18 protein-coding genes are annotated in these 15,834 nt (G+C 65.6%); 8 read left to right on the top strand and 10 right to left on the bottom strand.

Going from position 1 to position 15,834, the window contains the following annotated elements; genetic code table 11:
• Nucleotides 1-25: 25 nt before the first annotated feature.
• Nucleotides 26-166: a hypothetical protein gene (locus C8J46_RS20650; RefSeq protein WP_165886429.1), complete on the bottom strand. Its 141-nt coding sequence runs from the start codon at nt 164-166 to the stop codon at nt 26-28.
• Between the two features lie 289 nt (nt 167-455).
• Here C8J46_RS20650 and C8J46_RS01570 point away from each other — a divergent pair, with 289 nt between their 5' ends.
• Entirely contained in the window at nt 456-734 is a 279-nt protein-coding gene (locus C8J46_RS01570; RefSeq protein ID WP_132734421.1) for a metal/formaldehyde-sensitive transcriptional repressor, read from the top strand.
• A 10-nt stretch (nt 735-744) separates the two neighbouring features.
• On the opposite strand, the gene lysA is transcribed toward C8J46_RS01570, so the two are convergent.
• From lysA to C8J46_RS01615, 9 genes are all read right to left on the bottom strand, one after another.
• On the bottom strand, nt 745-1,977 hold the full coding sequence (gene lysA / locus C8J46_RS01575; RefSeq protein ID WP_132734423.1) for a diaminopimelate decarboxylase: 1,233 nt from the start codon (nt 1,975-1,977) through the stop codon (nt 745-747).
• A gap of 20 nt (nt 1,978-1,997) precedes the next feature.
• Entirely contained in the window at nt 1,998-2,261 is a 264-nt protein-coding gene (locus C8J46_RS01580; protein WP_132734425.1) for a hypothetical protein, read from the bottom strand.
• Nucleotides 2,258-2,761: a methyltransferase domain-containing protein gene (locus tag C8J46_RS01585; RefSeq protein ID WP_132734427.1), complete on the bottom strand. Its 504-nt coding sequence runs from the start codon at nt 2,759-2,761 to the stop codon at nt 2,258-2,260. Before C8J46_RS01585 ends, C8J46_RS01580 begins: the two co-directional genes overlap by 4 nt.
• Before the next feature lie 13 nt (nt 2,762-2,774).
• Nucleotides 2,775-3,038 (bottom strand): hypothetical protein, encoded by a 264-nt coding sequence (locus C8J46_RS01590; protein ID WP_132734429.1) that lies wholly within the window; start codon nt 3,036-3,038, stop codon nt 2,775-2,777.
• A 183-nt stretch (nt 3,039-3,221) separates the two neighbouring features.
• The gene (locus C8J46_RS01595) at nt 3,222-3,545 is read right to left on the bottom strand and encodes a hypothetical protein (RefSeq protein ID WP_132734431.1); all 324 of its coding nucleotides are present in this window, start codon (nt 3,543-3,545) and stop codon (nt 3,222-3,224) included.
• A 30-nt stretch (nt 3,546-3,575) separates the two neighbouring features.
• Nucleotides 3,576-5,096, bottom strand: a complete 1,521-nt coding sequence (locus C8J46_RS01600; protein WP_132734433.1) for an insulinase family protein — start codon at nt 5,094-5,096, stop codon at nt 3,576-3,578.
• Nucleotides 5,097-5,318: 222 nt separating this feature from the next.
• Entirely contained in the window at nt 5,319-7,838 is a 2,520-nt protein-coding gene (locus C8J46_RS01605; RefSeq protein WP_132734435.1) for a TonB-dependent receptor, read from the bottom strand.
• Nucleotides 7,839-7,967: 129 nt separating this feature from the next.
• Nucleotides 7,968-8,597 (bottom strand): hypothetical protein, encoded by a 630-nt coding sequence (locus tag C8J46_RS01610; RefSeq protein WP_132734437.1) that lies wholly within the window; start codon nt 8,595-8,597, stop codon nt 7,968-7,970.
• A gap of 23 nt (nt 8,598-8,620) precedes the next feature.
• Nucleotides 8,621-8,893 (bottom strand): PadR family transcriptional regulator, encoded by a 273-nt coding sequence (locus tag C8J46_RS01615; RefSeq protein WP_132734439.1) that lies wholly within the window; start codon nt 8,891-8,893, stop codon nt 8,621-8,623.
• 240 nt (nt 8,894-9,133) lie between these two features.
• On the opposite strand from C8J46_RS01615, the gene C8J46_RS01620 reads away from it, so the two are divergent.
• From C8J46_RS01620 to C8J46_RS01650, 7 genes are all read left to right on the top strand, one after another.
• On the top strand, nt 9,134-10,483 hold the full coding sequence (locus C8J46_RS01620; RefSeq protein ID WP_132734441.1) for an alpha/beta hydrolase: 1,350 nt from the start codon (nt 9,134-9,136) through the stop codon (nt 10,481-10,483).
• The gene (locus C8J46_RS01625) at nt 10,483-12,018 is read left to right on the top strand and encodes a GMC family oxidoreductase (RefSeq protein WP_243643167.1); all 1,536 of its coding nucleotides are present in this window, start codon (nt 10,483-10,485) and stop codon (nt 12,016-12,018) included. Before C8J46_RS01620 ends, C8J46_RS01625 begins: the two co-directional genes overlap by 1 nt.
• A 227-nt stretch (nt 12,019-12,245) precedes the next feature.
• Nucleotides 12,246-13,205, top strand: a complete 960-nt coding sequence (locus C8J46_RS01630) for an alpha/beta hydrolase (protein WP_243643168.1) — start codon at nt 12,246-12,248, stop codon at nt 13,203-13,205.
• Between the two features lie 23 nt (nt 13,206-13,228).
• Entirely contained in the window at nt 13,229-14,299 is a 1,071-nt protein-coding gene (locus C8J46_RS01635; RefSeq protein ID WP_132734447.1) for an alpha/beta hydrolase, read from the top strand.
• A gap of 159 nt (nt 14,300-14,458) precedes the next feature.
• Nucleotides 14,459-14,737: a hypothetical protein gene (locus C8J46_RS01640; protein ID WP_132734449.1), complete on the top strand. Its 279-nt coding sequence runs from the start codon at nt 14,459-14,461 to the stop codon at nt 14,735-14,737.
• Nucleotides 14,737-15,186: a periplasmic heavy metal sensor gene (locus C8J46_RS01645; RefSeq protein ID WP_132734451.1), complete on the top strand. Its 450-nt coding sequence runs from the start codon at nt 14,737-14,739 to the stop codon at nt 15,184-15,186. The genes C8J46_RS01640 and C8J46_RS01645 overlap by 1 nt, the downstream gene beginning before the upstream one ends.
• Nucleotides 15,183-15,746, top strand: coding sequence for an RNA polymerase sigma factor (locus tag C8J46_RS01650; RefSeq protein WP_132734453.1), 564 nt, complete (start codon nt 15,183-15,185; stop codon nt 15,744-15,746). The genes C8J46_RS01645 and C8J46_RS01650 overlap by 4 nt, the downstream gene beginning before the upstream one ends.
• Nucleotides 15,747-15,834: the final 88 nt, after the last annotated feature.

The following is a 15,834-nucleotide window of genomic DNA, read 5'->3' on the forward strand; positions in this document are numbered from 1 at the left end:
AGCGTCGCCGCGTGACAGGCGTGCGTCATGCCGACGGCTCGGTCACGGCGCGGGCTCCGCTCGCCGCCCACCCACGCAGGATGCGGCCACGGTGGAGCGGTGCGGCGGCAAGCGCAGCGTGGATGGCACGATCATGCTGGATCGTGCGGAAAACTACGTTGGTCATAAGGCGTCTCTTCCGGGCTCGTGGGCCGAGTCCGGGACAGACGCTCAGCCGGATCGCACTCGCGATTCGTGAACGGCGTGCCCGAACCCGGGACGTCCAGCCGTGATCGTCAGCAGGGCAAAGCCTTTACTGTCGCCATCGCCGGACAAGGGGGTAGATCGGGGTTTCATGTGCATCCTGTTCGTTACCGGTGCCGCGATTGCGCCACCTGCCGGGCGCCCTTGGCGTCGCGACGAGCGCCCGCTATACCCTAGGGGGGTATAGATCAATAGGGTGATGCATTTCGGCTATGAGCCATGTCGAAAAAGAGAAGAAGAAGCTGCTCAACCGGCTCAAGCGGCTGAAAGGACAGATCGAGGCGCTCGAACGCGCGATCGAGGAAGACCGTGAGTGCGCGCGAGTGCTGCAGCAAGCCACCTCGTGTCGCGGCGCGCTCGACGGGTTCATCGCCGAGGTGATCGAGGATCATATCCGCGAGCACATGATCGACCCTGCGACCGCGCGCGACGATCCGCGCACGGTCGCGGCCGAGGAACTGGTCGAGATCGTCCACGCCTACCTCACCTGATCACGCCACCCTACGCAGCGAACTCCTCGGGCAGATAGCGATCGGCGACGATCTCGAACCGGTCGCCGTCGACCAGGACCTGCGGGCTGAGTGCGCGGCAGTTGTAGGTTGACGCCATCGCCGCGCCATAGGCTCCGGTAGCGTGCAGCACGGCGAGGTCGCCGCGACGGACACGGTCGATGTCGCGTGCGACCGCGAACACGTCGCCGCTTTCACAGACCGGGCCGGCAATGCTCGCGACCATCCGCTCGCCGTCGGGCATGACCGCTTCGAACCGGTGAAAGGCATCGTACAGCGCCGGCCGCGCGAGGTCGTTCATCGCAGCATCGACGATCACGAACGGATGGTCCGCACCCGGCTTTACCCAGATCACCCGCGTCATCAGCACGCCGGCAAGCCCCGCGACCACCCGCCCCGGCTCGAACGTGAGTTCGACATCCCAGTCGCGCGTGACCCGCGCGACCATCGCGGCATAGGCGTCGAGCGTCGGTACGACGTCGTCGGCGCGATAGGGGATGCCGAGACCGCCGCCGAGATCGACGCGGACGACGACATAACCGCGCGCGCGCAAGTCCGCCACTAAGCGGCCGATCCGATCATAGGCCTCTTCCAGCGGGGCGAGATCGCGCAACTGGCTGCCGATGTGCAGAGCGACCCCGACCAGATCGAGACCCTCGAGCCGGAACAGGCGATCGTACATCGCCGGGACGTCGGCGATCGCCACGCCAAACTTGTTGCCGCGCCGCCCCGTCGAGATCTTGGCGTGCGTGCCGCCATCGACGTCGGGATTGACGCGCAGCACCGCGGTCGCCCGCCTGCCCTGCGCACGGGCCAGCGCGGCGAGCACCTGTCCCTCTTCCTCCAGTTCGAGGTTGAACTGACCGACGCCGGCAGTAAGTGCGCCGGCGAGTTCGCGGTCGGTCTTGCCGACGCCCGAGAAGACGATGTCCGATGCCGCGATCCCCGCGTCGAGCGCACGCCGCATCTCGCCGCCCGAGACGATGTCGGCGCCGAAGCCGCACCCGGCCAACAGGTGCAGCACCGCGCCGTTCGGGTTCGCCTTGACGGCAAACGCAACGCGCACGCGTGGCAGAATCGACAGCGCCGATCTGAACCGCTGTGCCGCATCGCGCAGCGCGGCGGCGGAATAGACATGGACGGGGGTGCCCACCGCTTCGGCGATAACGGGCAGCGGCACGCGCTCGGCGCACAGGACGCCGTCCCGCGGACTGAAATAGGTCATGGGTGTTCGGTGTCCGATAATCAGGAATAGGGCGGATCGGCGCGCCGGCGGGTGCGACGGAGGCGCACGGCATGGATCGCTTCGGCGGTGTGTCCGTGGCCATGCCGTTCGGCGCGCAGCACCACCGCCACGCGCTTGCCGTTGATCACCAACGTCAGGCCGAGCAACGCGATCGGAAACACCAGCATCGCCAGCGCCGACCCGTTCATCGCCGCGGCCACGCCGCAAGCCCCGGCTGCCATGACCAGCCCGACCGTACGCCACGCAATATCGCGCCTGGTCATGCCGCGATATCCCGATCATGCGAACCGGCCTGATCGTCGATGACGATCCGCCCGGCCTTGCACAGCGCAAGCCGCGCGTCAGGCTGCCGCGCCCGCGCGGGATCGTGGCAGATCACGATATCGGCGGGCAGGTCCTGCTCGTCGAGCAAGGCCGTGACCATGTCCGCAGCCTCGAATTCCAAGCCGATCGCAGGGTCGACGACGCGATGCGCGACGGACCGCGCACGGCCGATCAACAGCGGCGATCGGTCGATGCCGTGTCCCTCGATCGCGGTAAAACCAAGCCGCCGCGCCTCCGCTAGGGCGTGCAACAGCAACGTCCCGGCACCGCATTGGGCATCGACGATGCGCACTGCGTGTCGGCCATTCGTCCGCAATGCCGACAGGGCAGCCTCGATCTGGGGCCAGCGCGGGTCCTGCACGGCGGTCTTTGACGGGTGCCGCGACGTGTTACCGCCGACCGCCGTCCGCAACCGGACGGGAAGAGCATGAACGTTCATCGCAATCTCCCGATCAAGCCGCACGTGGCAGCGCCCGCTCGTCGCGACCGACGGGGGCAAAGGACACGAGCGGCGTCAGCGGCAGGTCGGCGATCTCGACGCTCGCATGATAGATATCCCGTTCGGCCTGCGCATAGCGCATTGCCGCGCCGTAGGAGATGAAGCGGCCTTCCAGGCTGCGCCTGCTGTCCTGGACCAGCCAATGGCCCGCGCGATCCTGGCCGACATAGATGACGAGCCCGGTAGGATCGGGCTCCGATATGGGTTCAGACGACATCGCGCCTCGGTACCTTTCGTATCGCGAGCGTCCTGCCCGCCCCCGGCATTTACGGGGTACGGCATAGCGCTTCGAGATCGATCCGCGCCGATCGCATAGTACCAGCATAGTATTCCGCGGAGGTGGGGCGGCAGTCGATCTAGCGGGCTCGACCCTGCGCCAGGCGGTCGTGATCCGGCGGCGTTAAAATCGCCATTTGAAGGTGACGGCGGCGGCAGGCGTCGTGCCTACCGGACTTGTCTGCTGGATCGCGTGAATGGTGGTCTCGGCTTTCAGGGGGCCGGTGAATTCCGCGCGAACGGGCTTCGCCACAAAACCTTGGACATCGCCGAGCCAGATATCCATCCCCTTTGGCGCGCACACGACGACGTCGTCAGAGCCGGTTCGATCCGCGCAGGTCACCTCTTTGGGACGAACCTTGGCGAGGTCGAATTCCAGCGCGAGGGGAACAACCGTTTGTGACCCGGCCGATGCAGCGATGGCCATGACGATCAGATCGCCCACCATGTCGACCTCCTTTCCTAAGTCCCGAAAAATTCAGAGACCGTCGCAGCCGGTCTTGAATGCCTCAGCAATCGATGTCCGTATCGCGCTCCCGTCACCCGCCATTGGAGCGAGATCGGGCAATTCCACCCGGACATGGCGAACCCCGGCTCGCCATTGCTGACGCAACCAAAGATTGCCCGCCTGTGCATCGATCGCGGAAAGATGGGTCTGCGCGCGTCGCAATAATGCGCTAGGCGGGATCAGCGCCCTGCCCGCGGCAAAAGCGTGAGAAAGGTCCTTGGCGAGTTCGACGTTCTGGACTTGGCGAATGGTGCTGGTGCGCCGATCGAGATCCTGGATCAAAGCGCGCTGTGCCGCGTCCCATTCTTGATCGGAGAAGCCGCCACTATCAAGCGCGCACCTCACCCGAGCCAGACCGGCAATGGCAGGGTGCCATGCGTTGCCCACGAAATTGTCCCAGAGCATGATCAGCCGGTGACCCTGCTCACCATTCTCGATGTAGAGCCCAACCTTGCCCGGTGGACTGTCTGGTTGCATTGCGCTCAGCCGCGTGTTGACCGCGCGGAGCACCAGCATCTCCAGCAGCATAGCGTCGATCTGTTGTCCGCGGGTCGGCAGCGGCGGAGCCGTCGGCATCACCACCGTCATCAGCGCAGTCCGTCGTCCCTGGGGCAGCGCTGCGACGCTGATCGGTGCGATGCGGTCGGATTGAAACGCTGGCACGGCGACATGCGCGGTAGCCGGCCCGGCGTGCCGCCAACTGCCGAAATGCTCGCGGATCAGCGCCTTCGTCTTTACCGGATCGACGTTTCCGACGATCACGATCATCATGTTTTCGGGCTGGTATAACCGCTGATAGAGAGCCCTGATCGTGGCGATGCTTGCTGTCGGTACGTCGTCCGAATTCTGGGCGTCGATCACGTCAGTCGGAGAGCCAGGTGCGACGGCTGCGATATACCTCGCGTAAATATCGTTCCCGAGCGTTTTTTCGACCATTTCACGGGTCACGTCCGCGCGCTGATCGTCCACCGCGTCCGCACGGAACGTCAAGTCGGTCGCCACCTCGCGGAATAGTCCCAGCAGCGTGTCGAGATCGGTCATCCTGGTCGTTCTTGTCGAGACGAAGTAATTGGATTCCCGCCAACTCGTCGTCGCGGCGGAGGGCGCGGGAAAGGTCAGTGGCAAGCCGACTTTGGGAAAATGCCGAAGTTCGTCGGGCGTATCGATCGTCGGACTGGTGAAGACGAGATGTTCGATCAGATGGGTGAGCCCGCGTTCGCCCGGGCGGTGCTCCTCGATAAAGCCACCCTCGTTCCGCATCAGCACGCCGATGCCGGGTTCGTCCCCGCGCCGGGGAAGAATAGCGAAGCGCACGCCGTTCTTCAGGCGTCCCGTCATCGCCGGCTGCCAATCGGCCGAAGACGATCGCGTCACGCTCGCCTTTGCCTTGAGGGCAGCGAGGCTACGGCCCTCGTTCGCCTGTGCAACAGTAGCGGCAAGACTAAACAGACCCAAGTGCAATGGCACCGTCGAGACGTTCCTGAAACGCACGCCTGATCTCCCGCTCCTATCCGAACGCCGCGCGACATCGGATTTTATGGATTATGCGGGGCATTTGCGGCAACACGGTGGCGCCAGTCGTGACGGGCGGGACCAGCGATATTTTACTGACGTACGACATCGAACCAACGTGATCTTCCGTTGATCGGCGCACCGCTAACGGGATGTTAGTCCGGCGGTGCTAAATCTCCAGCTGGACGACTGCCCTGAAGGTCAAAACAGTTTGCGGAGCGACAGGACTACACTGCGGCCGACGGCATCGAGCAGATCCGGCTGATAACGATAGGGAACGACGCCGGTCGCATCACGCACGCGTTGACGCGCGTCGGTTATGTTAGCGACTTCGAGCTTGAAGCCGAGATGCCGGGTCCAATTCTCGTGTGGCAGAAAATGGTGGATGCTCAGCGAACCGCTGAGATTGATCTTGCACAGAGGCGCGAATGTCAGGGTCGATGCGGCGACCGTCCCGCGAACGGTGGCCCCGCCGGTGCAGTAAAAGTCGAACGTGCCGCCATTGCCGAGATAGCTCAAACCCCCATAGCCATAGCCGGCCAGTCGCTGCGTCGTGCCACCCGACAGCGTGTCACCGGCCAGCAGGTCGAGCATCGGCGCCCCCGGCCTGAGCGCGATCCGGTCGGCAAAGCGGAGCGTCGGGCCGATCCCGCCGTAGAAGGTCGGGCGATCGGGCGGCCGACCATCCGGCGTCGTAGGAGACTTGGCTCGACCGAGTTGGCCGTTGGCGGCGAGTGTGATGTTCAGCGTCCGCTGACGCTCTCGGAAGACGTTGGTCGGACGGAAAGCGACCGATACCAGTGCGCCGGCGCCATCGCGGACGAACAGGTCGGGCAGCGCCGCCTGAATGGCGGGGGTGAGCGCATAGATGGTCTGGATGCCATCGCTTATCTCGGTTGCCTCGTAGGTTGCGCCGATCCGAAGCTCGCTCTTGGCGAACGGTTTGACGGTCGCGCCGATCGAACGCGTCCGGCGACGCTCCGCGGACAGCGCCGCGTTGCCGCCCAGAAACAGCGTGACGAGCGTCGAGCGGCCGGTAGCGAAGTCGAACAACGAGACCTGTGGCGCCGAAATCTGCGGCCCGGCAAGCTGGTCCAGCGTCGGCGCAACGGCCGACCGTTTGAACTGCGCCAACAGCTGCAGGCCGGTGAACGGCGCCCAGTTCACGCCCAGCGTAGAGTCCGATAAAGTGCCGAAACCGCCGACTTGGCGGACGCTGGCGGAGGTGTTGGCCGACAGCTCGCCGATCCAAGGCAGAACATCCTCACGGCGTGATGCGATCGGCAGGTCGAGCGCGACTGCGCCCTCGACCCGGCTGCGATCGAAGGCGATCGCGGAGGGCGTGGCGCCGCGCGTGCTGCTGTCCGTACCGATCTGGTCGCCCTCGACGGTGGCGGTCAACGTGACGCGGCCCGCGGGGAGGCGCAACGGGCGGTTGGTCGCAACGAATTTGGTCCCGGCACCATAGGTCGATTGCACGGTATGATCGACAAGCCGGGTGGCAAGGAGCGCGGAATCGAACGGCCGGAATGGATCGGCGCCGGCGGCGATCGCAGCATTGGCGGCGGTGATGTCGATCGCCTTGGCGACGATGCCGTCCCGGTGCTGCATATCGAGCGTACCGGTCCAGTCCCATTGCCAGCCCCGCCATGCGCCACGCACCACGGTACCGGCATGAAGCGTGGTGATATCGGTGCGCTGGCTGAGCGGCGGCGCCTCGACGAGGTAGCGCTGGAGCAGCACGTCCCGGCTGAACGGTGAATACGGATTGCCACTAGGCAGCATGAACGTCGCGCTGGCGGGGCCGAACACGGTCCGCTCGCGACTATGGTCCGCGGTCAGCGTCAGAGAACCGGACAGCTTTCGACCGATCCGGTTGGCGATCACCGCCTCGCCGTGGATCGTGTCGTTCGCGGGTGCGAGCGTACGCAGCGGCGACAGATCGAACAGCCGCGGCTGGTTTGCGTTCGCCGCAAAACTGTCCAGTCCAACCATGCCGGCCGATAGCGGCCCCGCCGGCACCGGGACGATCGTGACGACCTGCCCCGCCAGGGCGGACAATGCCGGGTCGATCTCACCCCCTGCCAGCACACCGGTGATGTTACCCTTCGCATCAAACGGCACGTCCGGATCGGGCAGGACGCGACGCCGCGATTGCAGCAGCGCATCGGTGTGACGCGCATCCAGCGACAGAGTCAGGCGACCGTCGCCCCGCAGCCGCGTGAAATCGAGATGCGCGTTGGCATTGTCCGCACCACCGCGTGTTGACGTACCATCGGCCTGCTTCAGCGACAGCTGGCGGAACCGGCGCTTGGTGATGAAGTTCACAATCCGCCGGGTCGGTGGATATCCATATTGAAGCGCGACCGGCTCCGGAAACACCTCGACCTTCTCGATCGCTTCCGGCGGCAGATTGCCGATTTCCTGATATCCCGACACGCGTTGCGCATTGAGCAGGAAGATCGGCTCCTGCCCGTCGCCCGATTGCGTCACCCCGCGAATGGTACGCAGCAGTTCATCGATCGAGGTCGCGCCGGTGGCGGCTATCGCCCCCGCATCCAACGTCGCCAGCGGCAGGATCGCGGTGTCGACCTGCCCGCGCCGGCCGACGACGACGATATCGTGACGCGTATCCAATGCGTCGGGCCGGGCGGGTGTTGCATCGGGATCGGCGTTGACGGGCGCATCCGGAAGCGCCCCAGACTGGCAAATACCCGCCACCGACCAGTTGAATGCGAGAACCGCTAGAGAAAGACGACCAGCCCGTAGAGTATTGCAATATATCCTGTCGGGTGATCTCACGGGTGCTTCACCTTTATGAGGTTGCGGTAATCGGCGACACCAAGCGGATCAACTATACCCAGGATCGTACTGCGTATCCGCGGTGTCTCGATCTATGCACCAATGCCATCGCACGAGCACCAGGATCGCAATATGCTGCGCGACAAACGCCAGGATCGGCAGCGCCATGCGGGTCTCATCGAACCCGAGCAGCGCAACGAATACTATCAGGGTCAGTGTCGCCGCCGCGGTGAACCGCTCAAGCGCTGCGACGCGGCCCCAGTTACGGTCCAGGATCGCCCAGGCGATGAGGACACTCGCGCCGGCCAGCAGGAACACGGCTAGCGACAGCGACGATGCCGCCGCCCGGTTGCCGTCGTCGAGAAGAGTCGGGCGCGCATCACCGAATGACAGGATACCAACGACGTCGTCATGCCCAAAATCGAGATACGGGAAGCCGACAATCGCGCCAATCGTCAACACGGCGGCGAGGGGAAGGATCAGTCCGACCGCGAGCGCGTAACTCGTAAGCGCAAAGCGCCCGTCCGGGTCGGTGAGCATCATCCGCCACGCGCCGTGCAGGCAGCCAAGCGCAAAGGACAACGGCTTGCCATCGGCGATCGACGCCTCGAACTCGCCCAGCATCGCAAGCCCCCAATCGCGACGACGAGCACCGACGCAGCGGATCGCGATTTTCATCAGGCACCGGGACAACGCGACAGTCATATCCAGAGCATTTCCCCGACGGGTTGCGCACGGTCATTCCCGATCGAGCGCGCAAGCGATACTCCCGCGGCGGTCAGGCGATAGACATGACGCGGGGGCCGCCCGGCCTGTATCGGTTCGCGCCACTCGGCCTCCAACAATCCCTGCTCCGTCATCCGTACGAGCAACGGGTAGAGCGTGCCCGACGAGATGCCGGTATCCTTCATCAGGTCATACCCATGCCGCCAGTCCTGAGGCTGATCCGCCATCGCCGCGAGTAGCTTGAGCATCTGTTTCGAGGGTCGTCGATCGCGCACCATTCGCTTTTTCAACATATGTAGATTTAAGAGTCAACGGTGATACGGTTCAGCTGGCTGCTGATGATCGGGTTGAGTTTGCGCGGTCCACGATGATCCCTACAGCAACGCGCAAAGTGCGAGCGAATTGATCGAGATTGCCTTCCTTGCGGCAAGCCGAGGGAACGGACACGGTCCTGCAACGTCCGGCAAGGACGTATCTCGCGAGGCTTCATGACCGGACTGACATTGGTGTTTCTTCACGCGCTAGGCGCCAGCGCGCGTGAATGGGAGCAGGTCATCGATCATCTCCCGGGGTACGACTGCGTGGCGCTCGACCTGCCTGGGTTCGGCAACGCAGCAAAAACTGGCCATGCCGATGTCGTCACGATGACCGACTGGCTGGCGGACGAAATACGATCTCGCCAGCCCAACCCGTGCGTCCTTGTCGGACACAGCATGGGCGGCAAGATCGCGTCGCTGGTTGCAGCGCGTGCCGCGTCCGGAGAGATCGGCCTGTCGAGTGTTCTGGGCGTCGTTCTGGTTGCCGCGTCGCCCCCTAGTCCAGAGCCGATGGAAGAGGATCGGCGGGCCGAGATGATCGGCTGGTTTGCCGATGGTCAGGCGTCACGCGAGGACGCCGCGACCTTTGTCGATGCCAATACCGCTACGCCGCTGCCGGACGTGTTGCGCGACAGGGCGATCGACGACGTTTTGCGCTCGAACAGAGCGGCGTGGCTGGGATGGCTGGAGCGTGGCAGCCGCGAGGATTGGAGCGGCGACACCGGACGGATCACTCTTCCGGCGCTGATCGTCGCCGGTGCCGAAGACGGTGATCTCGACGCTGATGCACAGCGCCGGCTGAACCAGCCGCATTATGTCACCGCCGAATTGCGGGTGGTGGCAGATGCGGCACACCTGATCCCCTACGAACAACCCGAAGCGCTTGCCGCCCTGATCCGCGAACACGCGGCGTCGGTTGCAGGCGCAATCCTGCCGGCGCACTTTGCCCAGATCCTCGGCTCGGATCGGGTCAGCCAGAGGACTCGAAGCGCGATGCTGGAAAGGCTGCGCCCTGCCCGCGACGCAGCGAACTGGACGGACGATCACTATGCCACGCTTGCCGTCTTGATCGGGCAGATCCTGCCGGATCGCGGCGTCGACCACGACCTGGCGCGTCGTATCGCATTCGGCGTTGCCCAGGGTGATGGCGATGGGTGGCGCTTCGCTGCGTTGCCCGCCGACGGCGAAGCCTGGACCCGCGGCTTGGCGACCTTGCACATGCTGACGGACGGTCTTGCGGCGCAGGATCACGCCTGGACCAGCCTCCTCGAAAAGGTTGCCGAGGGCGAGGCTGGCCGCGCAGACGACGACGCGTATCTTTCCCCCGCGCAGATGACGCTGTGGTTCGAAGACGTTCGCGCGGAAGTCGTGCGTGTCTGGATGTCGCTGCCGACGACGATGGCTGAAATCGGATATGACGGGTTTGCCGTGGGCGGGGATGCGCGTCGCAAGCAGGGCTATATACGAACAGCGGCGGACGACTTGGAACCTTGGCAACGTGCGTCGGAGGGCGCGTCGTGATGCGTTATCGGCACAGCGAGGCGGACGTCGTCGATGCCGTCGTGATCGGCACGGGAGCCGGTGGAGCACCGCTCACCGCACGTCTCGCCAAGGCGGGCCTGTCGGTCGTCGCGCTCGAGGCTGGCGGCGTATTCCGTCCGGAAGACCATGTCGCCGACGAGGTCGCCGCTGACATCTACTGGATGGAAGAGCGACTGAGCGGTGGCGCCAATCCCACTGCGTTCGGGTCGAACAATTCGGGTATGGGGGTTGGCGGGTCGACACTGCACTGGGGCGCGTTCTGCCCCCGTCCCGACCCGCGCGACCTGCAATTGAAGACCCTGACCGGCGAAGGCGCCGACTGGCCAATCGACCATGCCGAGTTGATCCGCTACATCGAAGAGGTGGAGCAGTTCACCGGGGTATCGGGCCCGGCGCGATATCCGTGGGACGAGCACCGCCGCTACGAGTATCCGCCCGTGGTGCGCAACGCTCCGGCCGCCGCGATGGCGCGTGGCTGTGCGGCAGTCGGCATCGTCGCAACCGACGCACCGGCGGCACTGGTGTCACGCGACCGGGACCAGCCGCATTGGGGCCAGCGACAGGCTTGCGTGAATTGCGGCGCCTGCCACCAGGGCTGCCGCAACGCCGCCAAGACGAGCATGGACACGACCTATCTGCCGCTCGCCGCTGCCCATGGCGCAGAGATTCGCGCTGGGTGCCGCGTGCTGTCGTTCGAATTCGACGCGGGCGGCCGGATCAGCGCGGTCGTGTACCGGCAGGGTGACGCGGAACACCGCCAGCGCTGTTCGGCAGTCTTCCTGTGCGCTGGGGGTGTCGAAACACCGCGCCTGCTGCTCAACCTGGGTATCGCCAATTCGAGCGGTCAGGTGGGACGCAACTTCATGGCGCATGTCGCGACGCAGGTTTGGGGCCGGTTCGATGCCGATATGCGGATGAATCGCGGTTACCCGTCGTCGCTCATCAGCGAGGATATGCTGCGCCCCGACGATGCCGACTGCGCCGGTGGCTATCTGATCCAGAGCCTGGGGGTATTGCCAGTCAATCTTGCCACCGGTCTCGCACGCGGCGCAGGCATGTGGGGCGAACGCCTCCAGACTATCTTGCGCGGTTACAATCATATGGCGGGGATCGGCATCAACGGGGAATGCCTGCCCCATCCGGACAATCGCTTGACGCTCGCCGACGAGACCGACGCCTTCGGCCACCGCAAGGCGCGGATCGACTTCAGCTACCACGCCAACGAGCATGCCATCGAACGCCACGCCCGCCGCACGCTTAGCGACATCTGGGCGGCGGCAGATGCGAAAGACATCTTCGCCATCGATCGCTCCGCGCATACCATCGGCACCTGTCGCATGGGCCATGACGGCGACGAGGCGGTGGTCGATGCGGATGGTCGAAGTTTCGACATTCCCAATCTGCTGATCTGCGACAACTCGATCTTTCCAAGCGCGCTGGCGGCGAACCCCGCACTGACGATCATGGCGCTGTCGCTTCGCACCGCCGACCGCTTTATCGCATCCCGTCGCTAGGTGGGTGAGCATGCGGCTGGCACCAAAGATCACTTCGCGATGATCCGGTATGCTGGGTCGACGACACGCCCGAATAGCAGGCGCCAGGGCGACCGGGCGCGCCGTGGCCTCGCTCAAATCTGGGCGCGGTTGGCAAGGCCGATTGCTCACGTCGTGATTGCCGCATAGCGTCTATCGTTCATTCTTACCGGAAGGCCGCGATGTCCCCCCCCATGGATCGAACCCCTATGAGTCGTCGCAGCATCCTGATCGCCGCCGGTGCCACCTCGGCAGCGTTGGTGGCGAGCACACCCGCGCTGGCGGCGACGCCTGGCCTGCCGGCATCATGGGATCAGCAGCCGCGGATACCGTTATGGCCGAAGGGCACGCCCGAAATCGGCTTTGTCGCGCAACCGCAGCCATCCGATTACCCCAAGAATTTCGTACGCAACGTGGCGCAGCCCGAGCTGCGCGTATTCGTCCCCGCGCGTTCGAACGGCCAAGCGGTGTTGTCGATTCCCGGCGGCGCCTACACGTTCGTCTCGGTCGTCAACGAGGGCATCGACGTCGCGCGCCGGATGAATGCACTCGGCTACACGGTGTTCGTGCTCATCTACCGCCTGCCTGGCGAAGGCTGGACACACCGCGCCGACGTGCCGTTGCAGGATGCGCAGCGTGCGGTGCGCGTGATCCGGTCGCGCGCTGCCGAATATCGTCTCGATCCCGCGACGCTGGCGGTGGTCGGCTTTTCGGCTGGCGGGCACCTTGCCGCAAGCCTCGCGACCGGGTTCGGCGAGGCGGTGGCGCCGGTGCGCGATGCGATCGACCGTCTGGACGCCCGCCCTGCGCATGTCGGTTTGATCTATCCGGTCATCAGCCACGTCCCCGGCATCGGCCATGCCGATTCGAGTCTGAAGCTGCTTGGCCCCTCCCCCGACGCCGCGCTGATCGCCCGCCGCTCACCCGCCGAGCACGTCACCGCGGCGACCCCGCCGATCTTCCTCGCCCACGCACTGGACGACCCCGCGGTGCCTGCAGAGAACAGCGTCATCATGATGCGCGCGATGCAGGCGGCGAAACGCCCGGTCGAGGCGCATTTCTTCCAGCGCGGCGGGCACGGCTTCGGCACCGGCGAGCCCGACCTGCCGGCCAGCGCCTGGCCCGACCTGTTCCTGCGCTGGATCGCCGACCGCGTCGCTGCCGCTTGACCTGACACGGATTGGAGACCGTCATGACCGGATGGACCAGGCGCGACATGCTCCGCACCAGCAGCGCGGTCGTCGCCGGCACGATGCTGGCGGACGTGGCCGGCGCTGCCGCAACGCCGCAGCCATCGAGCGAGGCGCTGGCGCATGTCGCGCCCGAACTGCGCCCGGCCGCGCGGCAGATCATGCTGCTCTCCGCACAGGGTGGCCCGTTCACCGACGCCAAACTGCCCAAGCTGCGCGCGATGGGCGCAGCCGGCGCCCAGCCGCCGCTTGCCGACATACCCGTCCAGACGCGGCAAATTGTGGTCGGTCGCGGACGGCCCGACGTCACCGTCTATGTCGTCAATGCGAGGCCCGGTGGTCCAGCGCGCCCGGCGATCCTGCATACGCATGGCGGCGGTTTCATCGTCGGGTCGGCAAAGCAGGAACTCGCCTATCTTCAGCAACTGGCCAAGGACATCGACTGCGTCATCGTCACCGTCGCATACCGGCTGGCGCCCGAGACGCGCTACTCCGGCTCGATCGAGGAGAATTACGCGGGGTTGCGCTGGCTCCATGCACAGGCCGCGATCCTGGGCGTCGACCGCACCCTGATCGCGGTGATGGGGGAAAGCGCGGGCGGCGGTCATGCCGCGCTGCTTGCGATCGTCGCGCGCGATCGCGGCGAGGTGCCGGTCGCGTTCCAGTCGCTGATCTATCCGATGCTCGACGATCGCACCGGCGGCGCAGTCCGGCTGCCGCCGTTCATCGGCGCGGTCGGCTGGGATGGCCCGGCCAATCAATATGGTTGGCGCTCGTTCCTCGGCATGGCGCCGGGCACCGCGCAGGTACCCAGCGCCGCCGTCCCCGCGCGCGTCGCCGACCTGCGCCGCCTGCCGCCCGCCTTCATCGCGGTCGGCGGCGTCGACCTGTTCGCACTCGAGGACATGACGTACGCGCGGCGCCTCACCGAAAGCGGCGTCGCCACCGAGTTCCTGCTCGTCCCCGGCGCGTTCCACGGCTTCGACCGCGTCGCACCGGAGACGCCGCAAGCGCAGCAGTTCACCCACGCCAAACTCGCCGCACTACGCCGCGCGTTTGCCACCGGTGGATGAGACTCTCGCCCCTCCCCAATCGTGACAGGATCTGCATCGCCAGTGCGCATAGGAGCACGCGGTCTGATAGGCCTCATTGCCCTGAGGCGACGATTTTTGATCGCCAGCGAGGGGCCGGGCAACGGCACGCGTAGGTACTGGATAGGCAAAGGAACGATGATGATCGACGACCTGGACGTCCAGCTGGCGCGTATTGCCTCGGTGACGTTGACCAACGAACTCGAGGGTCTCGAACACGCCGTGCTGGGTCGGATAGCGACCGAACGGGCCCAGACCGACACAATGCTTCGTCTCGGCGTCGCCGCCGTCACCGGCGCATTGCTGCTCGGCGGACTCAGTTCGCTTGACCAGACACGACCGACGCGGGCGGTCGGCGCGTTCGAGATGCTGGGCGGGGCAAGTGCCCTTGCGCCGTCCACCTTGCTGGGCGGATCGTGATGAGGCCGCGTACCGGCGTGCTGATCATCATCCTGGCGGCCTTCGTGGCCGCAATCGCGGGTGTCATCGCGGGCCGCGTCTTGACCGTCCCGGCCGTGACGCCCGCCGCCGAATTGCACGCCGTCCTGCACGACCGGATGGATCTGAATTCCGATCAGACGACAAGGCTCGACGCGCTGGAGCATGTCTATGCGGTCCGTCGCGCGGCGATCGAACGTCAGATGCGGGCCGACAACACGGTGCTCGCCGCCGCGATCGAGACCGAGCACGGCTATGGTCCGGGCGTCGCCGCCGCTGTCGACCGCACGCACGCCACGATGGGGGAACTGCAAAAGGCGACACTCGCCCACATCTTTGCGATGCGCCAAGTGTTGACGCCCAGACAGGCCCCGCAGTTCGATGCCGCGGTGGTCAAAGCCTTGACCGACGACTCCCATGCCGCGAAGTGACGACCGCGTTCACCTCGATGTCCGATGCCGAGCTGGTCACGCTGGCGCTGGCACGCGAGGACGCCGCATTTGCCGAAATCGTCCGTCGGCATCGTGCCGCGCTCTACAGACTCGCCCGCGCCAGCCTGGGGGATGCCGACGACGCACTCGACGCAACCCAGGACAGTTTCGTACGCGCGTATCGTTCGCTCAGCCGGTTCGATCTCGAACGACCGTTGCGCCCTTGGCTCGTACGGATCGTGCTGAACGCCTGTCGAGACCGCATACGGCGCCGGATGGTGCGCCGCTATCTGATGCCGTTCGCCGCCGAGGCGCATGATCGCGTCGCCGACGACTCCCCGCATCAGGGCGTCGTAGCCGGCGACCGGCAAGACCTTGAGCGGACCCTGCGCACGATCTCCGCGCTTCCCGCCGCCACGCGCGAGCCGCTGGTCCTCTGCGCGATCGACGGCATGAGCCAGGCGGACGCCGCGATGATTCTTGGCATAAGCATCAAGGCGGTGGAGACACGTGTTCGGCGCGCTCGGGAGGCTTTACGAACCGCGCTCGATCGCCTCTGACGTCAAAAACGTCGAAAAATCACGCGCCGTCGAGGGGACGACGTCCGGCGTGCGTACCATCATCACCACCCATGCGGTACTCTGGAGC

The sequence above is a fragment of the Sphingomonas sp. PP-F2F-A104-K0414 genome (assembly GCF_004340945.1).
Taxonomy (GTDB): Bacteria; Pseudomonadota; Alphaproteobacteria; order Sphingomonadales; family Sphingomonadaceae; genus Sphingomonas.